The 22,233-nt window shown below is 72.3% G+C and carries 21 protein-coding genes; 12 read left to right on the forward strand and 9 right to left on the reverse strand.

All coding sequences use genetic code 11. The features are described from left to right. Positions 1–217: 217 nt before the first annotated feature. Both ABD52_RS21800 and ABD52_RS21805 read right to left on the reverse strand, forming a co-directional pair. Positions 218–901 carry a response regulator transcription factor gene (locus ABD52_RS21800; protein ID WP_047893035.1) on the reverse strand — a complete coding sequence of 228 codons (684 nt, stop codon included), beginning with the start codon at positions 899–901 and terminating at the stop codon, positions 218–220. Between the two features lie 21 nt (positions 902–922). Next, positions 923–2,215, reverse strand: coding sequence for a cell wall metabolism sensor histidine kinase WalK (locus tag ABD52_RS21805; RefSeq protein ID WP_235437523.1), 1,293 nt, complete (start codon positions 2,213–2,215; stop codon positions 923–925). Between the two features lie 200 nt (positions 2,216–2,415). Between ABD52_RS21805 and phoU the strand changes: the two genes are divergently transcribed. Then, on the forward strand, positions 2,416–3,060 hold the full coding sequence (gene phoU, locus ABD52_RS21810; RefSeq protein ID WP_013288777.1) for a phosphate signaling complex protein PhoU: 645 nt from the start codon (positions 2,416–2,418) through the stop codon (positions 3,058–3,060). 98 nt (positions 3,061–3,158) lie between these two features. On the opposite strand, the gene ABD52_RS21815 is transcribed toward phoU, so the two are convergent. Next, positions 3,159–3,926 carry a phosphoglyceromutase gene (locus tag ABD52_RS21815; RefSeq protein WP_013475136.1) on the reverse strand — a complete coding sequence of 256 codons (768 nt, stop codon included), beginning with the start codon at positions 3,924–3,926 and terminating at the stop codon, positions 3,159–3,161. A 151-nt stretch (positions 3,927–4,077) separates the two neighbouring features. On the opposite strand from ABD52_RS21815, the gene ABD52_RS21820 reads away from it, so the two are divergent. Next, entirely contained in the window at positions 4,078–5,403 is a 1,326-nt protein-coding gene (locus ABD52_RS21820; RefSeq protein WP_047893036.1) for an MFS transporter, read from the forward strand. A gap of 80 nt (positions 5,404–5,483) precedes the next feature. Further along, a complete protein-coding gene (locus tag ABD52_RS21825; protein WP_235437524.1) occupies positions 5,484–6,869 on the forward strand; it encodes an MFS transporter in 1,386 nt (461 codons plus the stop codon). A gap of 280 nt (positions 6,870–7,149) precedes the next feature. Here the strand turns inward: ABD52_RS21825 and ABD52_RS41710 are convergent, their stop codons facing one another. From ABD52_RS41710 to mshA, 3 genes are all read right to left on the reverse strand, one after another. Next, complete coding sequence (locus ABD52_RS41710) at positions 7,150–8,115, reverse strand: hypothetical protein (RefSeq protein WP_368665016.1); 966 nt, start codon at positions 8,113–8,115, stop codon at positions 7,150–7,152. Positions 8,116–8,303: 188 nt separating this feature from the next. Beyond that, the gene (locus tag ABD52_RS21835) at positions 8,304–8,837 is read right to left on the reverse strand and encodes a YbjN domain-containing protein (RefSeq protein ID WP_013288782.1); all 534 of its coding nucleotides are present in this window, start codon (positions 8,835–8,837) and stop codon (positions 8,304–8,306) included. Between the two features lie 45 nt (positions 8,838–8,882). Then, positions 8,883–10,244: a D-inositol-3-phosphate glycosyltransferase gene (gene mshA / locus ABD52_RS21840; RefSeq protein ID WP_047893038.1), complete on the reverse strand. Its 1,362-nt coding sequence runs from the start codon at positions 10,242–10,244 to the stop codon at positions 8,883–8,885. A gap of 171 nt (positions 10,245–10,415) precedes the next feature. Between mshA and ABD52_RS21845 the strand changes: the two genes are divergently transcribed. Next, the gene (locus ABD52_RS21845; RefSeq protein ID WP_047893039.1) at positions 10,416–11,180 is read left to right on the forward strand and encodes an SDR family NAD(P)-dependent oxidoreductase; all 765 of its coding nucleotides are present in this window, start codon (positions 10,416–10,418) and stop codon (positions 11,178–11,180) included. Positions 11,181–11,236: 56 nt separating this feature from the next. Next, positions 11,237–12,019: a hypothetical protein gene (locus ABD52_RS21850; RefSeq protein WP_013288785.1), complete on the forward strand. Its 783-nt coding sequence runs from the start codon at positions 11,237–11,239 to the stop codon at positions 12,017–12,019. A 198-nt stretch (positions 12,020–12,217) separates the two neighbouring features. On the opposite strand, the gene ABD52_RS21855 is transcribed toward ABD52_RS21850, so the two are convergent. Beyond that, positions 12,218–13,309 carry a UDP-N-acetylmuramate dehydrogenase gene (locus ABD52_RS21855; protein ID WP_047893040.1) on the reverse strand — a complete coding sequence of 364 codons (1,092 nt, stop codon included), beginning with the start codon at positions 13,307–13,309 and terminating at the stop codon, positions 12,218–12,220. 70 nt (positions 13,310–13,379) lie between these two features. Between ABD52_RS21855 and ABD52_RS21860 the strand changes: the two genes are divergently transcribed. The 7 genes from ABD52_RS21860 (at position 13,380) to ABD52_RS21890 (ending at position 20,927) form a co-directional block, all read left to right on the forward strand. Further along, positions 13,380–14,135 carry a maleylpyruvate isomerase family mycothiol-dependent enzyme gene (locus ABD52_RS21860; RefSeq protein WP_013288787.1) on the forward strand — a complete coding sequence of 252 codons (756 nt, stop codon included), beginning with the start codon at positions 13,380–13,382 and terminating at the stop codon, positions 14,133–14,135. Positions 14,136–14,309: 174 nt separating this feature from the next. Then, complete coding sequence (locus ABD52_RS21865) at positions 14,310–15,617, forward strand: extracellular solute-binding protein (RefSeq protein ID WP_013475130.1); 1,308 nt, start codon at positions 14,310–14,312, stop codon at positions 15,615–15,617. 70 nt (positions 15,618–15,687) lie between these two features. Further along, on the forward strand, positions 15,688–16,677 hold the full coding sequence (locus ABD52_RS21870; protein ID WP_013288789.1) for a carbohydrate ABC transporter permease: 990 nt from the start codon (positions 15,688–15,690) through the stop codon (positions 16,675–16,677). Then, positions 16,674–17,507: a carbohydrate ABC transporter permease gene (locus ABD52_RS21875; protein ID WP_013288790.1), complete on the forward strand. Its 834-nt coding sequence runs from the start codon at positions 16,674–16,676 to the stop codon at positions 17,505–17,507. Before ABD52_RS21870 ends, ABD52_RS21875 begins: the two co-directional genes overlap by 4 nt. Then, positions 17,504–18,871 carry a GH1 family beta-glucosidase gene (locus ABD52_RS21880; protein ID WP_047893041.1) on the forward strand — a complete coding sequence of 456 codons (1,368 nt, stop codon included), beginning with the start codon at positions 17,504–17,506 and terminating at the stop codon, positions 18,869–18,871. The genes ABD52_RS21875 and ABD52_RS21880 overlap by 4 nt, the downstream gene beginning before the upstream one ends. 19 nt (positions 18,872–18,890) lie before the next feature. After that, positions 18,891–19,898: a LacI family DNA-binding transcriptional regulator gene (locus ABD52_RS21885; protein WP_047893042.1), complete on the forward strand. Its 1,008-nt coding sequence runs from the start codon at positions 18,891–18,893 to the stop codon at positions 19,896–19,898. 123 nt (positions 19,899–20,021) lie between these two features. Beyond that, the gene (locus ABD52_RS21890; protein WP_047893043.1) at positions 20,022–20,927 is read left to right on the forward strand and encodes a GNAT family N-acetyltransferase; all 906 of its coding nucleotides are present in this window, start codon (positions 20,022–20,024) and stop codon (positions 20,925–20,927) included. Here the strand turns inward: ABD52_RS21890 and ABD52_RS21895 are convergent. Together ABD52_RS21895 and ABD52_RS21900 are read right to left on the reverse strand one after the other, a co-directional pair. Next, complete coding sequence (locus tag ABD52_RS21895; protein ID WP_047893044.1) at positions 20,920–21,438, reverse strand: O-acetyl-ADP-ribose deacetylase; 519 nt, start codon at positions 21,436–21,438, stop codon at positions 20,920–20,922. The genes ABD52_RS21890 and ABD52_RS21895 overlap by 8 nt on opposite strands. A 1-nt stretch (position 21,439) precedes the next feature. After that, complete coding sequence (locus ABD52_RS21900; protein ID WP_047893045.1) at positions 21,440–22,231, reverse strand: EI24 domain-containing protein; 792 nt, start codon at positions 22,229–22,231, stop codon at positions 21,440–21,442. Positions 22,232–22,233 lie beyond the last annotated feature (2 nt).

A 22,233-nucleotide genomic window follows, 5' to 3' on the forward strand; every position in this document is an offset into this window, starting at 1 on the left:
TGCCGGTTACCTAAGTGCAAGATCGGCGGGTGGGGCCGGGGGGCTTGGGCAGGTCTTGCCCGGGGATCGGCGGGAGCTGATCACTGTCCGCGCCGACCCGGCGATCTTGGAGTTGTGGTGCCTCGCGAAGCGCGCCAAAGCGGGCATGTCGTGGCGCCACAACTCCAAGATCGGCGACGGGTGGGCGGCGGGATAGGGCGGCCGGGGGGAAGGGGGATCAGGGCTCGAACTTGTAGCCCAGGCCCCGGACCGTGACGATGTAGCGCGGGGCGGACGGCTCCGGCTCGATCTTGGAGCGCAGCCGCTTCACGTGCACGTCCAGCGTCTTGGTGTCGCCCACGTAGTCGGCGCCCCAGACCCGGTCGATCAACTGCCCCCGGGTGAGCACCCGCCCGGCGTTGCGCAGCAGCAGCTCCAGCAGCTCGAACTCCTTGAGCGGGAGCTGCACCCCGGCGCCGCCGACCGTCACCACGTGCCGTTCGATGTCCATCCGGACCGGGCCGGCGGTGAGCGTCGGCGCGCCCGTCTCGTTCGACTCGGCGCTCTGCCGGCGCAGCACCGCCCGGATGCGGGCGACCAGTTCGCGCGGCGAGTACGGCTTGGTCACGTAGTCGTCGGCGCCGATCTCCAGGCCGACCACCTTGTCGATCTCGCTGTCCCGCGCGGTGACCATGATGATCGGCACGTGCGAGCGCTGGCGGAGCTGCCGGCAGACCTCGGTACCGGACATCTCCGGCAGCATCAGGTCGAGCAGCACGATGTCGGCGCCGGTCCGGTCGAACTCGGTGAGGGCGGCGGGGCCCGTCGCGGCGACGGAGACCTCGAACCCCTCCTTGCGGAGCATGTAGGACAGGGCGTCGGAGAACGACTCCTCGTCCTCGACCACCAGTACGCGGCTCAACGGGTGTTTCCTTTCCTGTGGTCAGACCTGCCGGAGCTCGGCCGGGCCGGCCTCGATCCCAGCGGAGGCGAGTGTCGCCTCCAGGTCGTCCGGGGGGCGTGCGGGCAGCCGGAGAGTGAACGTCGACCCCCCACCAAGGGTGCTCGACACGTCCACCCGGCCGCCATGGTTGCTGGCGATGTGTTTGACGATGGCCAGGCCCAGGCCGGTGCCGCCGGTGGACCGGGAGCGGGCCTGGTCGGCCCGGTAGAAGCGCTCGAAGATCCGGTCGACCTCGTTCGGGGCGATGCCGATGCCCTGGTCGGCCACGGCGATCTCGACGTGCTCCTCGGTGCCGGTGACTGTCACCCGGACCGTGGTGTCCTCGCCGGAGTAGTTGATCGCGTTCTCCACCAGGTTCGCCACAGCGGTGGCGAGTTGGCTGTCACTCCCGTACACGGTCAGGCCCCGCTGCCCACCCACGGCGATCTCCACCCGGCGCGCGGTGGCCGCGGTGCGGGTCCGGTCGACGACCTCGGCGAGCACCCAGTCCACCGAGACCGGCTCGGGCGCGGGCTGCGGTTCGGCGCCCTGGAGGCGGGTCAGCTCCAGCAGCTCCTGCACGAGGCGGCCGAGCCGGGTCGACTCGTGCTGGATCCGCTCGGCGAACCGCCGCGCGGCGACCAGGTCCTCGGACAGGTCGGGCGCGCCGTCGGCGGCCGGTTCGGTGGCGTCGACGAGCGCCTCGGCGAGCAGTTGCAGCGCACCGATCGGCGTCTTCAGCTCGTGGCTGACGTTCGCGACGAAGTCCCGGCGTACCCGCGCGAGACGGTGCGACTCGGTGACGTCGACCGCCTCGATCGAGATGTAGCCGGAGCCCAGTCCCATCGCCCGCAGGTGCACGCCGAGCGGGTTGTCCCCGCCGCCGTCGCGGCCCCGGGGCAGGTCCAGCTCTATCTCGCGCCGCACGCCCGTGCGGCGGACCTGCCCGGCGAGGGTACGGATCAACGGGTGCGCCGCGATCGACCCCGGCGTCGCCCCGGTACGGAGCAGTCCCATCGCCCGGGCGGCGGGGTTCACCAGCACCGGAACGTCGTCCGGGCCGAGCACCACCACGCCTGCGCGCAGCGAGTCGATCGTCTTGCGGCCGAGCCCGGATAGGCCCCCCTGCTGGTCGTCCGGAATGGTCGTCCTCCCTGCGTCACGACGGAGGAGCCCGCCGCCCCGCGGCGCCCGGCGGCGCCGCCATTCGTCAACGGGTCCGGACAGCAGCGCCCCGGCGACCAGTCCGGTCACCAGTGCTCCGGCCACCACGACGGCCACCGCCCATTCCACCCGGCGATCGTAGGGTCATTGTTAACCCGGGTATCGGGCACAAAGGGACGAACCACTCTCGCTTTCGGCAAAGTTCACCTGTGGGCCCCGCGTCGTTCATCCGCGTTCACCCTGGTGCCGACCGTTCGGCCTAGCCTGGGGCGCGCACCTGCTCCTGCCGTACCCCTCGGGGTGGCGGCCACCGACCCCAGGAAGTGACGATGCGCGACGAGTTCCGGGCCGACCTGCAGATTGTCAGCCAGTTGCTGGTGGACATGGCCGAGGCGGTACGCGCGGCCATGCGGCAGGCCACCAAGGCGCTGCTCACCGCCGACCGGACGGCCGCCGAGACGGTGATCGCGCGGGACGCCGAGATCGACGACCTCTACCGGCACGTGGAGGAGCGGGTCTGTGACCTGCTGGCCCGGCAGGCGCCGGTCGCCTCCGACCTGCGGGCGATGATCACCGCGTTGCACGTGGCAGCCGATCTGGAACGGATGGGCGACCTGGCCGACCACGTGGCGAAGACGGCGCTGCGCCGCCACCCGTCCCCGGCGGTGCCGGCGGAGCTGCGGCCGGTCTTCACCGACATGGCCGGCATCGCCGACCGGATGGCCGAGAAGATCGGCTCGGTGCTGGCCAAGCCGGACGCCGACGTGGCCGCCGAACTGGACAGCGACGACGACGCGATGGACGACCTGCACAAGAGCCTGTTCGGCGTGCTGCTCGGCGACGACTGGCCGTACGGGGTGGAGACGGCGATCGACGCGACGCTGCTGGGTCGCTTCTACGAGCGTTTCGCCGACCACGCGGTGAACGCGGGCGAGCACGTGGTCTACCTGATCACCGGTTCCACGTCCGCCTGACCCCGTGCAAGGAAGGGCCCCTTATTAACACTGAGTGTTAATAAGGGGCCCCTCCTCTACCGCAGACGTTAAAAAGGGGCCCTTCCTTACACCCAGGCTCAGCGGCCCTGGTTGGCGACCGCGGCGGCGGCAGCCTTCGCCGCGTCCGGGTCCAGGTACGTCCCGCCGAGCACCTGCGGGCGCAGGTCGGCGTCCAGGTCGTAGCGCAGCGGGATGCCGGTGGGGATGTTCAGCTTGGCGATCGCGTCGTCGGAGATCTGGTCGAGGTGCTTGACCAGGGCGCGCAGCGAGTTGCCGTGCGCGGCCACCAGCACCGTCCGGCCGGCCAGGATGTCCGGCACGATCGAGTCGTACCAGTAGGGCAGCATCCGGTCGACGACGTCCTTCAGGCACTCGGTGCGCGGCATCAGCTCGGTCGGCAGCAGCGCGTACCGGGGGTCGCCGACCTGCGACCACTCGTCCGCGTCGTCGATCGGCGGCGGCGGCGTGTCGTACGAGCGGCGCCAGAGCATGAACTGCTCCTCGCCGTACTCGTCGAGGGTCTGCTTCTTGTCCTTGCCCTGCAGGGCGCCGTAGTGGCGTTCGTTGAGCCGCCACGACCGGCGTACCGCGATCCAGTGCCGGTCGGCGGCGTTCAGCGCCAGCTCGGCGGTGCGGATGGCTCGGCGCATCAGGCTCGTGTGCACCACGTCCGGCAGCAGGTCGTGCTCGCGCAGCAGCTCGCCGCCGCGCCGCGCCTCGGTCTCCCCCTTGGTGGTCAGGTCGACGTCGACCCAGCCGGTGAAGAGGTTCTTGGCGTTCCAGTCGCTCTCGCCGTGCCGCAGCAGGACCAGCGTCCCGACGGTGGGCCCCTCGCTCGCAGTCATGCCGATCATCCTGCCGTACGGCGCGGGCGGACACGCGGCGACCTGTGGTGACGACCACCACGTGGAAAACCTGATGACCACGGCTCCGGCCCGGCACTAGGTTGTAAGGCGTCTCAAAGAGGTCGGTCATTACCAAGCGGGGGGCGTCGGGATGCGGACGGTACGGGGCTGGTTCCAGGACACAGCCGGTGGCCTGCCACGGACGTTCTGGTACCTCTGGGCCGGCACGCTGATCAACCGGCTCGGCTCGTTCGTCCTGATCTTCCTGGCCATCTACCTGACCCAGGAACGCGGCTTCTCCGCCTCCCAGGCCGGACTGGTGATCGGCCTCTGGGGCGCCGGCGGCGCGGTCGGCACCACCATCGGCGGCACCCTGACCGACCGCTGGGGACGGCGGCCCACGCTGCTCACCGCGCACGTCGGCGCGGCGGGCATGATGATCGCGCTCGGCTTCGCCCGCCCGCTCTGGGCGGTCGCAGTCGGCGCGCTGCTGCTCGGCGCGTTCGCCGAGGCGGCCCGCCCCGCCTTCGGCGCCATGATGGTCGACGTCGTACCGGACAAGGACCGGCTGCGCGCCTTCTCGCTGAACTACTGGGCCATCAACCTCGGCTTCGCCTGCGCCGCCGTGCTCGCCGGCTTCGCCGCCCAGGGCAGCTACCTGCTGTTGTTCCTGGTGAACGCGACCACCACACTGGTGACCGCGCTCATCATCTTCGCCAAGGTCGGCGAGACCCGCGGCCCGGTCACCGCGCTCCCGGTCAAGGGGATGCCGGCGCCGGCCGGGGCGCTGCGCACCATCCTCGCCGACCGGGTGTTCCTCGGCTTCGTCGCGCTCAACCTGCTCGCCGCGCTGGTGTTCCTCCAGCACATCTCGATGCTGCCGATCGCGATGGGCGACTCCGGGCTCAGCCCGGCCACGTACGGCTCGGTGATCGCGCTGAACGGCGTGCTCATCGTGGTCGGCCAGCTGTTCGTACCCCGGCTCATCAAGGGCCGCAGCCGCTCGCACGTGCTGGCCCTCGCGGCGCTGGTGATGGGCGCCGGGTTCGGGCTCACCGCGTTCGCCGACACGGTCTGGCTCTACGGCCTGACCGTGCTGATCTGGACCGTCGGCGAGATGCTCAACTCGCCGTCGAACGCCACCCTGATCGCCGAGCTGTCCCCGGCCGCGCTGCGCGGCCGCTACCAGGGCGTCTTCTCGCTGTCCTGGCAGCTCGCCGGCGCCGCCGCGCCGATTCTCGGCGGCCTGGTCCGGGAGAACGCCGGCAACAGCACGCTCTGGCTCGGCTGCGCGGGCATCGGCGTCGTGGCGGCGGTCGCCCACCTGATCTCCGGCCCGGCCCGGGAGCGCCGCGCGGTCGCGCTGCGCGCCGTGGGCACGCCCGTCACGCCGGTCACCGTCACCGCCTCCCCGGCGCCCGAGGCGGGCGAGGCCGCTGCGACCGCACCCGCCGCGCCGGTCCGGGCCGGTTCCTGAGTACGCCCCGACGCGGCCGCCCGAAGGCGGGTGGATACGGTACGGGACGGAATCGGTAAGGAAACCTTCCTGGAGGACGGGTGCGCGGCCTGCGGCGCTGGTGGGACGACACAGCCGGCGGACTACCAGCCACGTTCTGGTACCTCTGGTCCGGTCTGCTGATCAACCGGGCGGGCGCGTTCGCGCTGCTGTTCCTGTCGCTCTACCTGACCGCCGCGCGGGGCGCCCCGCCGTCGCTGGCCGGGCTGGTGGTCGGCGCGTACGGGATCGGCGGCGCGGCCGGGACGCTGCTCGGCGGCGTACTGGCCGACCGGTGGGGACGGCGGGCCACGCTGCTCTCCGCCCACCTCGCCGCCGCCGGGCTGATGGCGGCGCTGGCGTTCAGCACGCACCTGGCGGTGATCGCCGCACTCGCCACGCTGGTCGGAGTGGCGCACTCGATGCCCAGCCCGGCGTTCGTGGCCGCCATCGTGGACGTGGTGCCCGAGGCGCGCCGCTCCCGCGCGTTCAACCTGCAGTTCTGGGCGTTCAACCTGGGCATGGCGGTGGCCTCGCTGCTGGCCGGCATCCTCGCCGAGGCAAGCTTCACCGCGCTGTTCCTGGTCGACGCGGGAGCCACGCTGGCCGCGGCGGTGGTGATCGCGCTGAAGGTGCCGGAGACGCTCACCCGGCGGCCGGCGCTCACGCCACGGGCGGTGGTGGGACGCCGTCCCGGGCTGCACACCGCGCTGACCGACCGCACGTTCCTGGTGTTCGTCGGGCTGACGTTCCTGCTGGCCGTGCTGACCATGCAGACCTCCACGATCATGCCGCTGGCGATGCGCGAGGACGGCCTGCGCCCGTCGGCGTACGGGCTGGTGGTGGCGCTCGGCGGAGCGCTCATCGTGGCCGGGCAGTTGTTCGTGCCCCGGCTCATCGAGCCGTACCGTAAGTCGAGCGTGCTGGCCGTCTCGACCGGCCTGATGGCGCTCGGGTTCGGCGCGCTCACAGTGGCCGACGGGCTGCCGCTCTACCTCGGCGCGGCGGTGGTCTGGACGGTCGGGCAGATGCTCGCCGCGCCGCCGAACGCGCAGATCAACGCGGACCTCGCGCCACCCGACCTGCGCGCCCGTTACCAGTCGGTGTTCTACCTGACGTTCCCGGCCGCGTCGTTCGTGGCGCCGGCGCTCGGCGGGCTCAGCCTGGAACACCTGGGCGAGCGGCACTGGCTGGTGGTGGGCGCGCTCGGCCTGCTGGCCGCCGCCGGGCACCTGCTCGCCGGACCGCGCCGGGAGCGGCGGGTCGCCGCGCTGCGGGCAGCGGCGGGTCGCCGCGCTGCGGGCAGCGGCGGCGAAACCGGTCGAATCCGTTCGCTGAGGGCTGCTGAGGGCTCGGGGAGACAACGGCAGAGCGCCCACCTCGACCCCCGTCGAGATGGGCGCTCGTACCGCACGCCCGGCGGCGGCGGGCGACACTCACCCCCGTAAGCGTCGCCCGCTCGCGCCGCCGGTTCCACGGGTGGCACCGTCCCCCAACGGCGTGCTCCACCCGATCTTCGCGTCTCGCCTGCGCGGATCTGATCGATCCACCGCTCCCCCGAACGTAAACAAGCGTGACGCGGTGCAATAAAGTTAGTTCGCCCGGATTCCGGATTCAACCCAGATCGCTGTCTTGCCCGTCACAGCGCCCGTGTCGGAAACCCGGCTGTCCGTGTTGTCGTCCCTGGAATGGCAAACACCGGGTTCCCGTCGGCCATTCCCGCAAACCTCAGCCGTCCTCGCGATTCGGGTTCTCGGTCCGGAAGAAGTTGCTCTGCCGGCCGTCCCGCATCTGCTCCTGGTAGATCAGGTTCAGCCGCCGCAGGTCGAACGTGCGGAACCAGTCGTCCCAGGTGATCTCGCGGATCCGGCTGCTCTCCCGGTACCCGGGGATGTTGAACGTCAGCACCCCGGGCCGGCCCTCGCGCTCGGTACCCGCGATGGTGGCGGGCTTCGCACCCCGCGCCCGCGCCCAGCGCTGGATCACCTCGTGGTTACGGGTGACCAGACTCCGGCCCGGACGCTCCGGCCGGTCCGCGAGGGACGTGATGAGCTGCGACGATCCGATCGACCGGCTGGACGCCGGCCCACGGGTCGGCGCTGCCTGCGCCCGGGCGGACGACGTCTTCCGAGCCGGCGCCGCCTTGGCCCGCGACGGGGCCGCCTTGGCCCGCGACGGGGCCGCCTTGGCGCGCGAAGGAGCCGCCTTCGCCCGAGCCGGAGCGGCCTTCGCGCGAGCCGGAGCGGCCTTGGCACGCGCCGGCGTCGCCTTCGCGCGGGACGAGGCCGTCTTCGCGCGGGACGAGGTCGCCTTCGCGCGGGACGAGGTCGCCTTCGCGCGGGACGAGGTCGCCTTCGCGCGGGACGAGGTCGCCTTCGCGCGGGCGGGCGCCGCCTTGCGCGTACCCGTCGCCTTGGCCCTGGCGCCGGTGGCGCGTGCGGCCGGCGCGGCCTTCGCCGGCGACGTGGCGCTGCGGCGGGCCGACGTGGTCCGCTTCGCCGCAGTGGTCTTCTTGGCGGCGGTGCTCTTGCGGGTCGCCGACGGCCGGCCGGCCGGGCCGGTGCTCCGCCGGGCGGCGCCGCCCTCCCCGCGCATGGTCCGCGCCAGGGTCTTCACCAGTTCCGGCTTCCGCAGCGCGGAGATCCCCGAGACCCCGCGCCGTTTGAGCTGGCTGCGGAGGTCGTCGACCTTCATCCGGGAGATCGCCGACTCCGACACCCTCGGGGTGTTCGGCGTCTGATTGCCGGTTTGCCGCTTGGTCCGGGTCGCAGTCGTGCCGCGACCTGAGCTGTTGCGCTGAGCCATGGGACACGCTCCTCGACAGTCCGTCCTCGGCCCGCGGTGGGTCCCAGTGCTCCGCACCGCGCGGGGCGGCATACCCGTCAGGAGGGCTCCGAACCTCCGGCGGACGATCCGGCAGTGGCGGAGGGCTCGAAGAGGTGCGCGAACGCGGCCAGGTTGGCTGTCGACTCACCGCGCTTGACCCGCCACTCCCACTCCCGGCGGATGGCGGTGCCGAAGCCGATCTCCAGCATGCTGTCGAACGACTCGTCGGCGTACGTCAGCACGGAACCGAGCAGCCGGTCCAGCTCGTCGGCGTCGATCCCGGCCAGGTTGACCCGCCCGGTCAGGTAGACGTCGCCGACCGAGTCGATGGAGAACGAGACGCCGTACATGCGGGCGTTGCGCTGGAGCAGCCAGGCCCACAGCTCCTCGCGGCGTTCGTCCGGCTGCCGCATCACGAACGCCTCGACCCGCAGCGCGTGCTCACCCACGATCAGGTTGCAGATCGTCTTGAGCTTGTGCGTGCCGGGCAGCGTCACCGCGTACGACGCCTCGCCGGTGGACTCCCACTCCAGCTCACGCTCCGCGCAGACGGACTCGATCAGCGCGGCGACCTCACTCCTGCGGCTCATCGCACCCACTCTACGACCGGCGTACCGGGGCCGCCGGGTGGCGGATCACCAGGAGCACAGCAGGGCCGGATCGCCGCACCGCCGCGCCAGCCGGGCCCGGTGCTCGGTGATCGCCTCCCCGTAGACCGCGAGCAGGCCGGAGGCGGTGCGGTGCCAGGAGAAGTCCCGGGCGTGCCGCTCGGCGCCGCGGCCCAGCGCGGCACGGCGTACCGGATCGGGCAGCAGGCGGGCCAGCGCGCGGGCCCAGTCGACCGGGTCGTGCCCGTCGATGAGCATGCCGCTGACGCCGTCGCGTACCGCGGTCACCAGGCCGCCCACGGCGGCGGCCAGCACCGGCGTGCCGCACGCCTGGGCCTCCAGCGCGACCAGCCCGAACGACTCGTTGTGCGACGGCACCGCGACCAGGTCCGCGGCCCGGTAGAGGGCGGGCAGGTCGGCGCCGGTCTGCGGCGGGAGGAAACGCACCCGGTCGGCGATGCCGAGCGCGTGCGCGAGTTCGATCAGCGCGGTGGGCCGGTCCAGGCCGGTGCCGCTCGGACCGCCGCAGATCACCACGGTCAGCTCGCCGGCCAGCGCCGGATCCCGTTCGCGCAGCGCGGCGGCGGCGCGGACCAGCACGTCCGGCGCCTTCAGCGGCTGGATCCGGCCGACGAACGCGACCACGTACCCGTCGGTCGGCAGGCCGAGCCGGCGGCGCGCGGCCCGGGTCGCGGCGTCCCGGTCGCCCGCGGCGGGACGGAACCGGTCCAGGTCGACGCCGGGCTCCACGACCGCCACCCGGTCCGGCTCGGCCGCGTACCGGTCGAGCAGGTCGCGGGCCTCGACCCGGGTGTTGGCGACCAGCCGGTCCGCCTCGGTGACCACCTGCTCCTCGCCGATCACCCGGGCCTTCGGCTCGGGACGGTCTCCGACGGCGAGACGCGCGTTCTTGACCTTGGCGAGCGTGTGCGCGGTGTGCACCAGCGGTACGCCCCAGCGCTCCTTGGCCAGCCAGCCGACCTGACCGGAGAGCCAGTAGTGCGAGTGGATCAGGTCGTAGTGGCCCGGCGGGCGGGCCGCCTCGGCACGCAGCACCCCGGCGGTGAAGGCGCAGAGCTGACCCGGCAGTTCCTCCTTGGTCAGCCCTTCCAGCGGTCCGGCGGTGACGTGCCGGACGGATACGCCGGGCGCCACCTCGACCACCGGGGGCAGGTCACCGGCGGTGGCACGGGTGAAGATCTCCACCTCGACGTCGGCCTCGGCCAGCCGCCGGGCAACCTCCAGGATGTAGACGTTCATGCCGCCCGCGTCACCCGTGCCGGGCTGGTGCAGCGGCGACGTGTGCACCGACAGGGTGGCGATACGGCGGGGCCGCGGGCACGGAAGGGCACCTCGCTGACGACCGACACCGGTGTGCAAATCCGCCACGTCCGCTCCCTCTGTCACGGTTGATGCCGTCCCGCACGACCGGCGCTTCTCGGTCAACCCGTGTGCCGGATGTCATCTTCCCCATCGGGGTACGGAAATGCTTTCCGTCGGGTCCCGGGCGTGACGGACCTCATCCCGCCGCCCGGCCCGGCGACGGGAGACAATGACCGGATGACTTCAGTCGCCATCGTCACCGGGGCGTCCAGCGGGATCGGTGCGGCCACCGCCCGCCGGCTCGCCGCCGAGGGATTCCACGTGCTGGCCGCCGCCCGGCGTACCGACCGGCTGGCCGCGATCGTGGCGGAGATCGAGGCGGCCGGCGGCGCGGCGACAGCGGTGGCCTGCGACGTGACCTCGGACGAGTCGGTGGCCGGCCTGGCCGCCGCCGCCGAGGCCGCACCCGGGCCGGTCACGCTGCTGGTGAGCAACGCCGGCGGCGCCCGCGGCCTGGACCCGGTCGAGACGGCCGACGTGGGCGACTGGCAATGGATGTACGACGTCAACGTGCTCGGCACGCTGCGCGTCACCAAGGCGCTGCTCCCGGCGCTGGAGCGCTCCGGCGCCGGCACGATCGTGATCGTCAGCTCCACCGCCGGGCACGTGGTCTACGAGGGCGGCGGCGGCTACACGGCCGCCAAGCACGCCCAGACCGCCATCGCCGGCACGCTCCGGCTCGAACTGTGCGGCCGCCCGGTCCGGGTGATCGAGATCGACCCCGGCATGGTGAAGACCGAGGAGTTCGGCCTGGTGCGCTTCGGCGGTGACACCGACCGGGCCGAGGCGGTCTACGCCGGAGTCGCCGAACCGCTCGTTGCGGACGACGTGGCCGACTGCGTCGCCTGGTGCGCGACCCGCCCGCACCACGTCAACATCGACCAGCTCGTGGTCCGCCCGCTGGCCCAGGCCGCGCAGCACAAGGTGCACCGGACGTCGTGAAGCGCGAGGAGTGAGCCGGTCTTGCGAGCCCCGCAGTCGCTGACCCGGAGGCACTGATGGAGCGTCCGCTCGGCGTGGCCACCCGGGGCACGACGAACCCCAACCGGCTCCGGCGGGTGGACAACTGGATCGTCGAGACCTGCGGCGACGCGCTGCGCGCCGCCGCCGATCCGCTCGTGGTGGACCTGGGCTACGGCGCCACCCCGGTCACACCCGTCGAACTGCGGGCCCGTCTCGCGGCCGGGGTCCGCGCCGACGTGCGGGTGGTCGGCCTGGAGATCGATCCGGTACGCGTCGCCGCCGCCCGCCCCGCCGCCGACCCGCCCGGGCTGACGTTCGCCAGGGGCGGCTTCGAGCTGGCCGGACTGCGTCCCGCGCTGGTGCGGGCGTTCAACGTGCTCCGCCAGTACGACGAGAGCGAGGTGGCCGACGCCTGGCACACGGTCACCGGGCGGCTCGCGCCGGGCGGGCTGCTGGTCGAGGGCACCTGCGACGAGCTGGGGCGGCTCGGCTCCTGGGTGCTGCTCGACGCCACCGGCCCACGCACGCTCACGCTGTCGACGAAGCTGACCACGCTGGAGAGCCCTGCCACGCTCGCCGAACGGCTGCCGAAGGCGCTGATCCACCGCAACGTTCCGGGTGAACGCGTCCACGACCTGATCGAGGCGCTGGAACAGGCGTGGCGCTCGGCCGCCGGCTACGCCCCGTTCGGCCCTCGGCAACGATGGCTGCGGACGGTCGAGGCGGTGAAGGAGTCAGGCTGGCCGGTCCAGGACACCCCCCGCACGTGGCGCCACGGCTACCTGACGCTCCCTTGGCCCGCCGTAGCCCCCCGCTAACCGCACCGCACCCGCGCTCGTCGCCCGCCGCGCCCCCTGGCCGCTGGCAGTCAGCCGCCCTTCCGCGAAGCCCCGCTCTCGGCGAGCCCCGCCGAGCCCTCTCACGGCGCGTTGATCTTGCACTTGCCGCCCCGGTAAAACAGGTCAAAACGCCTGAATCGAGGGCCGGGAGTGCAAGATCGCGGGGGTGAGGCGGGGTCAGATGGTGCAGTTGATGAGGACTGGCTCGGGGTGGAGGGTCACGCCGAAGCGGGACTGGACGCCGTCGCGGATCTCGCGGGCCAGCGCCACCAGCGCGGCCGTACTGGCGGTGCCGGAACGGTTCGTGAGCGCCAGCGTGTGCTTGCTGGAGATGGCGACGCCCTCCGGGCCCGCGTACCCCTTGCCGAACCCGGCCTTGTCGATCAGCCACGCCGCGCTGACCTTCACCGCCCCGTCGGCGCCCGGCCAGTTCGGCGGCTCCCCCAGGTCGGCAGCGCGTTCCCGTACCTGCTCGAACACCTCGCCCGGCAGCACCGGGTTGGTGAAGAACGAGCCCACCGACCAGGTGTCCGGGTCGGCCGCGTCCAGCACCATGCCCTTGCCGGCGCGCAGCTTGCGCACCGTGGCGCGGGCGTCGGCGAGCGGCACCCGGTCACCCACCTCGACGCCGAGCGCCCGGGCCAGTTCGGCGTAGCGGACCGGGCCGGACAGCGGGGACCGGGTGAGCCGGAAGTCGACGGTGAGCACCACCCAGCGGTCGCTGTACTTGAAGACGCTGCCCCGGTAGACGAACCCGCAGTCCGCCGCGGCGATCCGCACCACCTCGCGGCGGGTCCGGTCGTACGCCTCGACTGCGACGATCGTCTCGGCGACCTCCTGGCCGTACGCGCCGACGTTCTGGATCGGGGTCGCGCCGGCCGACCCGGGGATGCCGGAGAGGCACTCCAGCCCGGACCAGCCGCGCTCGACGGTGGCGGCGACGAGGTCGTCCCACGGCTCGCCGGCTTCGACACGTACCGTGACGGTGTCGCCGTCCTCGGCGACGGTCCGGAACCCCCGGGAGCGGACGAGCACGACGGTGCCGGGGAAGCCCTGGTCGCCGATCACGACGTTGCTACCGCCCGCCAGCACCAGCACGGCCTGCTCCCGGGCTTCCGCTTCCTGCACCTTCAGTACGATCTGGGCGGCGTCGCCGGCGATCTCCAGCCGCCCGGCGGGGCCACCGAGCCGGAGCGTGGTGTAGCGCGCCAGGGTGGCCGGATCGGTCGGGTCACCGGCAGTCGCCGGTTCGGCGTAGACGTCTGACACGCCTTTCACCCTAGGCTGAGGGGTAGCCGGAGCACCCACTGGTGGCCCGGTCACCCCCGGGAGGATGGCGATGAGCAGACTGCACCACACGAAGGACTTCTGGATCGGCGCGCTGCGCACGGAGGGCCCCGCCTTCGCCGCGGCGGTGGCTGAGGCGCCGCCCGAGACACCCGTGCTGTCCTGTCCCGGCTGGACCGTCACCGATCTCGCTCATCACCTGACCCGCGCGTACGCCTGGGCGGGCACCGTGCTGACCGCGGGCATCGCGACCCGCCCGGAGCGGCACGACCCGGAGCCGCCGGCGGGCCTGACCGCGGCGCAGTGGTTCACGCAGGAGTACGAGCGGATCAGCGCGCTGCTGGAGGCGACGGACCCGGAGGCGCCGGCCTGGAACTTCGCGCCGCAGCCGAAGAAGGCGGTCTTCTGGCCACGCCGGCTGGCGCACGAGACGGCTGTGCACCGCTGGGACGCCCAGCTCGCGATCGGTGCGGGTGATCCGATCGAGGCGAAGCTCGCGGCCGACGGGGTGAGCGAGGTGCTGGACACCTGGCTGCCGGCGGGACGGCGGGTGCATGCCGGGCAGTGGCGCGGCGTGGTGCAGCTGAACGCGACCGATGCCGCACAGGAGTGGTACCTGCGGTTGCGGGGTGAGGGGGTTGCGCTGCTGGACACCGCGACGATCCTCGACCACGACGACCACCGCGCGCGGGCGCAGGTGGCCGGCACGGCGAGCGATCTGCTGCTGGCGCTGATGGGCCGGATCAGCTTCGACGCGCTGGACGTGGCGGGCGACCGTTCCCTGCTGGGCGGCCTGCGGGTCGGCTGACGACAGGCACCGACGGAGAGGGGCGACGGTCGCCCCTCTCCTTCTTTCGGACACCTCTGAGAGCGCTCTCTTGACAAGGTCCACGACCCTCCACCACGCTGTCGTGAGAGCGCTCTCTAAGTTCCGGAACCGCCTTCCACCACCCGTTTCGACGACCCGAGAGGTCAGGACAGCATGCTCACCTTCACGCGCCGCCGCCTGGCGGCGGTGGCCCTGGTGGCCGCCACCGCACTGCTCGGCACCACCGCCTGCGGCGGCGGCGACGATGCCGCCGCCGACGGGCCGATAACACTCACCGTCGACGTCTTCGGCCAGTTCGGTTACGCCGACCTCTACCAGGAGTACATGGCCAGCCACCCCGGCGTGAAGATCGTCGAGCGGGGCACCGGCGGCAACCTCGACGAGTACTCCCCGAAGCTCACCCAGTGGCTCGCCGCGGGCAAGGGCGCCGGTGACGTGGTGGCCATCGAGGAGGGCCTGCTCGTCGAGTACAAGGCCAACCCGCAGAACTTCGTCAACCTGCTCGACCACGGCGCGGCCGACCTGAAGGGCAACTTCCTCGACTGGAAGTGGAACCAGGGGCTCACCGCCGACGGCAAGCAGCTCATCGGCCTCGGCACCGACGTCGGCGGCATGGCGATGTGCTACCGCAAGGACCTGTTCGCCAAGGCCGGCCTGCCCACCGACCGCGACGCGGTGTCCAAGCTCTGGCCCACCTGGCAGGACTACATCAAGGTCGGCGAGCAGTTCACCGCGAAGAAGACGGGCGCCTCGTTCCTGGACGCCGCGACGAACACGTTCAACACGATCCTGCTCCAGACCGCCGGCAACAGCAGCGGCTACAGCTACTACGACACCGGCAACAACCTCGTCGTGGGCAGCAACCCGGCGGTGAAGCAGGCGTACGACACCACGATGGACATCATCGACTCGGGGCTGTCCGGCAAGTACGGCTCCTGGTCCGAGGAGTGGGTGTCGGCGTTCAAGCAGTCGAAGTTCGCCACCATCGCCTGCCCGGCCTGGATGACCGGCGTGATCGAGGGCAACGCCGGCGCCGCCGCCAAGGGCAAGTGGGACATCGCCCAGATCCCCGGCGACGGCGGCAACTGGGGCGGCTCGTTCCTCGCCGTGCCGAAGCAGAGCAAGCACCAGGCCGAGGCGATCGAACTGGCCAAGTTCCTGACCAGCGCCAAGGGTCAGATCGGCGCGTTCAAGGCGAAGGGCCCGCTGCCCTCGTCCCCGCAGGCGCTGGAGGATCCGGCGATCATCGACTCGAAGAACGCCTACTTCTCCGAGGCACCGGTCGGGAAGATCTTCGCCGAGGGCGCCAAGAGCCTGAAGCCGGTCTACATGGGACCGAAGAACCAGGCCGTACGCACCGAGGTCGAGAACGCCGTCCGCAGCGTGGAGCTGGGCAAGCGCTCCCCGGAGCAGGGCTGGACCGACGCGGTCGCCAACGCCGAGAAGGCCGCCGCCAAGTAACCCGAGCAGCGCGTGCGGGCGGCCACCCGGCCACGGGGGCCGCCCGCACGGCGGAAAGGAGTCCCGGGTCATGGCCGTCCAGCTCGACGCCCGCCCGCCGGTCGCACCGGCACCCCGCCCCACCCGTCCCGGCCTGGGCAACCGGCTCAGCCGGATCGACACCAAGTACTCGCCGTACCTGTTCATCGCCCCGTTCTTCCTGCTGTTCGGCGTCTTCGGGGCGTACCCGCTGGCGTACACGTTCTGGGTCTCGCTGCACGACTGGGACCTGCTCGGCGCCGAGCACCCGTTCATCGGCTTCGACAACTACACCCAGCTGCTCGCCGACTCGGACTTCTGGCACTCGGTCGTCAACACGCTGGGCATCTTCGTGATCTCCACGGTCCCCCAGCTGCTCGCAGCGCTCTGGCTGGCCAACCTGCTCAACCGGCAGCTGCGCGCCCGTACCACCTGGCGGATGGCGGTGCTGATCCCGAACGTCACGTCGACCGCCGCCGTGGCGATCGTGTTCGCGGTGCTGTTCGGCCGCGAGTTCGGCATGATCAACTGGCTGCTCGACCACGTCGGGATCAACGCGATCGACTGGAAGGCGAACCGGTTCGCCGCCTGGGTCGCCATCTCCACGATGGTCGACTGGCGCTGGACCGGCTACAACGCGCTGATCTTCCTGGCCGCCATGCAGGCCATCCCCCGCGACCTGTACGAGTCGGCGGCGATCGACGGCGCCGGCCGGGCCCGCCAGTTCTGGTCAATCACGGTGCCGCTGCTCAAGCCGACGATCATCTTCGCGGTCATCATCTCCACCATCGGCGGCCTCCAGCTCTTCACCGAGCCGCGGATGTTCAACTCCGGCACCAACGCGATCCGCGGCGGGCCGCTGCGGGAGTCGCAGACGGTGACCATGTACATGTTCGAGAACGCCTTCGCGCCGCACTACAACTTCGGCTACGGCTCGGCAGTCGCCTGGCTGCTGTTCGCGCTCATCGCTGTGGTCGCGGCGATCAACGTCCTGCTCCTGCGCCGGCTCGGCGGCGGCTCCCGCAAGGAGGTCTCCCGATGACCCGCCTCTGGTCGGCAAGCCGGCTCACCTACCTGGCGCTGACGCTCTCGGCCATCCTGTCGATCTTCCCGATCTACTGGATGTTCGTGGTGGCCAGCCGGACCAGCGACACGATGGGGCAGGTGCCGCCGCCGCTCACGCCCGGCGGCAACCTCGGCGCCAACATCGCCCGGCTGTTCGACAACACCGATGCGTACTTCCTCACCGGCCTGATCAACTCGGCGATCGTGGCCACCACCGTCACGATCTCGGTGGTGTTCTTCTCCACGCTGGCCGGGTTCGCGTTCGCCAAGCTGCGCTTCCGCGGGCGCAACGCGCTGCTGCTGGTCATCGTCGCCACCATGATGGTCCCCACCCAGCTCGGCGTGATCCCGCTCTACCTGCTGATGACGAAACTGAACTGGAACGACCGGCTGCCCGCCGTGATCGTGCCGGCGCTGGTGACCGGCTTCGGCGTGTTCATGATGCGCCAGTACGCGGGCCAGGCGGTCAGCACCGAGCTGATCGAGGCGGCGCGGATGGACGGCTGCAACACCGCGCGGATCTACTGGAACGTGGTGCTGCCCGCGCTGCGCCCGGCCGCCGCCGTCCTCGGCCTGCTCACGTTCATGACCACCTGGAACGACTTCCTGTGGCCGTACGCGGTGCTGAACGACCCGGAGAACCCGACGGTGCAGCTGTCGCTGCGGGCCCTCTCCGACGGGTACTACCAGGACATGTCGCAGGTGTTCACCGGCACGGCGATCGCCACGCTGCCGCTGCTGCTGGTGTTCGTCGTCTTCGGCCGCCAGATCATCGGCGGCATCATGGAAGGTGCGGTCAAGGCATGAGCAACGTCCGATTCCCGGAGGGCTTCGTCTGGGGCGGGGCCACCGCCGCGTACCAGATCGAGGGCGCCGCACGCGAGGACGGTCGCGGCCCGTCGATCTGGGACACCTTCAGCCGTACGCCGGGCGCGGTGTTTCAGGGCCACACCGGCGACGTGGCCTGCGACCACTACCACCGGTACGCCGAGGACGTCGCGCTGATGGCCGACCTGGGGCTGCGGGCGTACCGGTTCTCGGTGTCCTGGCCCCGCGTGCGGCCGGACGGCACCGGCCCGGTCGAGCCGCGCGGGCTCGACTTCTACGACCGGCTGACCGACGCGCTGCTGGACGCCGGCCTCGACCCGATCGTCACGCTCTACCACTGGGACCTGCCGCAGGCGCTGGAGGACCGGGGCGGCTGGACCGTCCGGGAGACCGCCGAGCACTTCGCCGAGTACGCGCTCGCCGTGCACGGCCGTCTCGGCGACCGGGTGCGCACCTGGACCACGCTCAACGAGCCGTGGTGCTCGGCCTACCTGGGGTACGGCTCGGGCGTGCACGCGCCGGGGCGCCGCGATGCCGGTGACGCGTTCCGGGCCGTACACCATCTGCTGCTCGGCCACGGCCTGGCGGCGCGGGCGCTGCGCGCGGCAGGCGCGAAGACGCTCGGGATCACGCTCAACCTGGCCGACGTGCAACCGGCGGACGCGGGCAGCGCCGCTGACGCCGAGGCGGTCCGGCTGGTCGACGGCCTGCACAACCGGATCTTCCTGGACCCGCTCACCGGCGGCGGCTACCCGGCGGACGTGCTGGCCCACGTCAGCCGGATCGTCGCGCCGGACTTCGTCCGGGACGGGGACGAGAAGCTGATCGCCGCGCCGCTGGACCTGCTCGGCCTGAACTACTACGCGCCCACCTACGTGGCCGGGCGGGCGGACGGCACGGGAGGTGCCGCGTACCCGGGCACCGCCGGGGCGGTCGAGTTCCTGCCGCCGGCCGGGCCGCTGACCGAGATGGGCTGGTCGATCGAGCCGGCCGGGCTGGCCCGGCTGCTGGAACGCGTCGCGGCCGACTATCCCGGGCTACCGTTGATGATCACCGAGAACGGCGGGGCGTTCCCCGACACCGACCTCGACGAGCAGGGCGGGGTGGCCGACGCCGACCGGGTCGCCTACCTCGACGGGCACCTGCGCGCGGCGCACGAAGCCATCGCCCGCGGCGTGGACCTGCGTGGTTATCTCGTATGGTCGGTGCTGGACAACTTCGAATGGGCCGAGGGTTACCGGAAGCGGTTCGGGATCGTCCACGTCGACTACCTGACCCAGCGGCGCACACCCAAGCGCAGTGCCCGCTGGTACCAGGAGGTGATCGCCCGGAACGGGCTGTGACGAGGTGGTGGTTACGGGGATGACGACGGCACAGCGACCGACCCTGGAGGCGGTGGCCCGGCTGGCCGGCGTGTCCCGGGCCACCGTCTCCCGGGTGGTGAACGGCTCGACCACAGTCGCCGAGCCGATCCGGCAGGCGGTACGCCGGGCGGTCGAGGAACTCGGGTACGTCCCGAACCTCGCCGCCCGCAGCCTGGTCACCCAGCGGACCGACTCGGTCGCGCTGGTGCTGCCCGAGGCGGCCACCCGGGTCTTCTCCGACGACCAGGTCTTCCCGGGCATCATCCGGGGCGCGGCACAGGAGCTGGAGGCGGCGGACAAGCAGCTCGTGCTGATGCTCGCCGGTTCGCCGGCCGGGCACGAACGGGTCGAGCGGTACACCACCGGCCGGCACGTCGACGGGGTGCTGTTCGCCTCGCTGCACGGCGAGGACCCGCTGCCCGGCCGGCTGGCCCGCCTCGGCATCCCGGTGGTGTGCAGCGGCCGGCCGCTCGACGGCGCCGACGTGCCGTACGTGGACGTCGACCACGAAGGCGGCGTGAGCACAGCCGTCCAGCACCTGATCGCGAGCGGGCGGCGGCGGATCGCCACCATCGCCGGGCCGCAGGACATGGTCGCCGGGATCGAACGGCTGATCGGCTACCGCAACGCGATCACCGACGCCGGGCTGCCGGAGCTGGTCGCGTACGGCGACTTCACCCGGGAGTCCGGCACCGCCGCGATGCGCGAGCTGCTCGCCGCCGACCCGGAACTGGACGCCGTGTTCGCCGCCTCCGACCTGATGGCGCACGCCGCCCTGCGGACGCTGCGGGAGGCCGGGCGGCGGGTACCCGAGGACGTGGCGGTGATCGGGTTCGACGACATCGAGACGGCCGCCTACACCGAGCCGCCGCTGACCACCGTGCGGCAGCCGATAGTGGAGCTGGGCCGGTCGATGACCCGGCAACTGCTGCGCATCGCCGCGGGCGAGGAGGTCGAGCAGGCGCTGGTGCTGCCGACCGAGCTGGTGCTGCGCGAGTCCGCGTAAGGAAGGGCCCCCTCTTAACGCCTCAGGTAGAGGAGGGGGCCCTTCTTAACAGCCCGCCGGGCGACCGGCCGCCGCGCGTTAACCGGTCGCGGCGCGGGCGGCGGCGGGGCTAGGGTCCGCCGGATGAGTGGAGCCCTGATCCGTCCCGCCCGTGCCGAGGACGCGCCCGCCGTGGTGGCGTTGCGCGCGCTCGTCTACCCGTACCTGGTGCGGGGCGTCAAGTCGACCCGCCGCATGATCGCCGAACCACCGCCCGGCGAGGACTGGGCGGCCTGGGTCGCCGAGGCGGACGGGCAGGTCGTGGGCTGGGTGTCGGCGTACCGCAACACGCAGACGTCGACGCCCGGCGTGGGCGAGATCGCCACGCTGCACGTGCACCCGGAGCATCGCCGCCGGGGCACCGGCACCGCGTTGTTCGACACCGCGCTCGGTCATCTGCGGACGCTCGGGTCCACCCGGGTGCTCACCCACGCGCGTACCGAGTCGCTGCCGTTCGCGCAGCGGCACGGCTTCACACCCAGCCGGGAGCTGCGCTACTCGGCGCTCGACCTGAGCACCGCCCCGCCGATGCCGCAGGCGCCGCCGGGCGTACGGCTGGTGTCCGCCGCCGGGCTCGATCCCCGCCTGGTGCACCGGGTGGACGCCGAGTCGTCCCGGGACGAGCCGGGGGACGTGCCGACGGACTCGCTCGACTTCGACCTGTGGCGGCACGAGTGCTGGGACAACCCGGGGCTGGACCGGGAGGCGAGCACGCTCGCCGAGGTGGACGGCGAACTGGTCGCACTCAGCCTGGTGAAGCGGGACGGCGACCGGATGTGGTCGGACTTCACCGGCACGCTGCCCGCGTACCGGGGGCGCGGGCTGGCCCGGCTGGCCAAGCAGGCCGCGCTGCACGCCGCCGCGGCGCGCGGGGTACGCACCGCGTACACCTCGAACGACGAGGCGAACGCGCCGATGCTGGCGGTGAACGAGCGGCTCGGCTACCGGCCGGTGGACAGCCAGTGGTCGTGCCGGCGCAAACTCAGCTGAGCCCGGCGGCCACCCGCACCGCCGTGGCGTACGTGTCGGCGCCGAACAGCACCAGCCGTGCCTCGGCGACGTGCTCCGGGGTGGCCGCGTGCAGCACGCTGAGCGCCTGTGCCACCGCGTCCCCGACCGGCCAGCCGTAGATCCCGGCGGAGATCAGCGGGAACGCGATCCGGGTCGCGCCCAGCCCGTCGGCGACGCGCAGGCTGTTGGCGTAGCAGTCGCGCAGCAGCGCGGACCGGTCCTCGTGCGGCGAGAAGACCGGGCCGACAGTGTGCACCACCCAGCGCGCGGGCAGATTGCCGGCGGTGGTGGCGACCGCCTGGCCGGTAGGCAGCCCGCGCGCGTAGCGGGAGGCGCGCAACGCCCGGCACTCCTCCAGGATCGCCGGCCCGCCGCGCCGGTGGATCGCGCCGTCCACTCCCCCGCCGCCGAGCAGCGACGAGTTGGCGGCGTTGACTATCGCGTCGACCTGCTGGGCGGTGATGTCCCCCTCGATCAGGACGGTGTCCATCTCAGCTCTCCTCGACGGCCTGGCCCAGCGAGCGGCGGGCCAGCAGCGCGGCCCCGGCGACGGCGGCCGGCATGACCAGCACCGCGCCGAGCGGGATCAGGAAGCACAGGAAGACCGCCACCCCGAAACCGAGCGCTGTCGGCCGGTCGGCCCGCAGCCGCGCCCGCCGGTCCGGCAGCCGCATCCCCCGCCGGTAGAACGGCGCGCCCACCAGCTCCAGCGCCAGGAACCAGCCACCCACCAGGGCGCCGACCACCGGGACCACCGTCTGTCCCACCACCGGGATGAAACCGGCCGCGAACAGGGGTACGCCGATCAGCGCGGACAGCGCCACCAGGCGCAGCGAGTCGGCGAGGCTGCGTCGCAGCGAGGACCAGAACGGCACGTCCACCGCACCGGGGGTGCCGCCGAGGCGGTCCTCGACCCGCTCGGAGATCGCCTCGTAGAAAGGGTCGCCGATGACGAGCGTGACGGCGGTGAACGTGAGCACCCCGACCAGCCCGGCGACCCCGACCACCGCCAGCCCGGCGGCGACCCGCAGCAGCCCGCGCCAGGGCGACGACCAGTCGTCGGTGAACGGGGTGAGCCAGCCCGCCAGGTCGTCGACGAAGTAGAGCAGCGTGGCGAACAGGGCCACGTAGAGCGCGCCGGTGATCAGCGCCGGGATCACGCCGAGCAGCATCAGCTTCGGGCTGCGGACGTACATGCCGAAGCCGCGCAGCAGCAGCCCGGCGCCGCCGAGGAAGCGGGTGGCCGCGCCGGTGACGGGCGCGATCGTACGGGAGGCGTTCACGA

The sequence above is a fragment of the Micromonospora sp. RV43 genome, assembly GCF_001029515.1.
In the GTDB taxonomy this organism is placed as follows: Bacteria; Actinomycetota; Actinomycetes; order Mycobacteriales; family Micromonosporaceae; genus Micromonospora; species Micromonospora aurantiaca.

What these genes read in the sequence shown, in the direction of transcription:
- ABD52_RS21885 (WP_047893042.1), top strand. Translation starts at nt 18,891, where the DNA reads ATGACGACGGCACAGCGACCGACCCTGGAGGCGGTGGCCCGGCTGGCC.
- ABD52_RS21865 (WP_013475130.1), top strand. Translation starts at nt 14,310, where the DNA reads ATGCTCACCTTCACGCGCCGCCGCCTGGCGGCGGTGGCCCTGGTGGCC.
- ABD52_RS21895 (WP_047893044.1), bottom strand. Translation starts at nt 21,438, where the DNA reads ATGGACACCGTCCTGATCGAGGGGGACATCACCGCCCAGCAGGTCGAC.
- ABD52_RS21820 (WP_047893036.1), top strand. Translation starts at nt 4,078, where the DNA reads ATGCGGACGGTACGGGGCTGGTTCCAGGACACAGCCGGTGGCCTGCCA.
- ABD52_RS41710 (WP_368665016.1), bottom strand. Translation starts at nt 8,115, where the DNA reads ATGAAGGTCGACGACCTCCGCAGCCAGCTCAAACGGCGCGGGGTCTCG.
- ABD52_RS21815 (WP_013475136.1), bottom strand. Translation starts at nt 3,926, where the DNA reads ATGACTGCGAGCGAGGGGCCCACCGTCGGGACGCTGGTCCTGCTGCGG.
- ABD52_RS21835 (WP_013288782.1), bottom strand. Translation starts at nt 8,837, where the DNA reads ATGAGCCGCAGGAGTGAGGTCGCCGCGCTGATCGAGTCCGTCTGCGCG.
- ABD52_RS21845 (WP_047893039.1), top strand. Translation starts at nt 10,416, where the DNA reads ATGACTTCAGTCGCCATCGTCACCGGGGCGTCCAGCGGGATCGGTGCG.
- phoU (WP_013288777.1), top strand. Translation starts at nt 2,416, where the DNA reads ATGCGCGACGAGTTCCGGGCCGACCTGCAGATTGTCAGCCAGTTGCTG.
- ABD52_RS21870 (WP_013288789.1), top strand. Translation starts at nt 15,688, where the DNA reads ATGGCCGTCCAGCTCGACGCCCGCCCGCCGGTCGCACCGGCACCCCGC.
- ABD52_RS21860 (WP_013288787.1), top strand. Translation starts at nt 13,380, where the DNA reads ATGAGCAGACTGCACCACACGAAGGACTTCTGGATCGGCGCGCTGCGC.
- ABD52_RS21850 (WP_013288785.1), top strand. Translation starts at nt 11,237, where the DNA reads ATGGAGCGTCCGCTCGGCGTGGCCACCCGGGGCACGACGAACCCCAAC.
- ABD52_RS21875 (WP_013288790.1), top strand. Translation starts at nt 16,674, where the DNA reads ATGACCCGCCTCTGGTCGGCAAGCCGGCTCACCTACCTGGCGCTGACG.
- ABD52_RS21880 (WP_047893041.1), top strand. Translation starts at nt 17,504, where the DNA reads ATGAGCAACGTCCGATTCCCGGAGGGCTTCGTCTGGGGCGGGGCCACC.
- ABD52_RS21890 (WP_047893043.1), top strand. Translation starts at nt 20,022, where the DNA reads ATGAGTGGAGCCCTGATCCGTCCCGCCCGTGCCGAGGACGCGCCCGCC.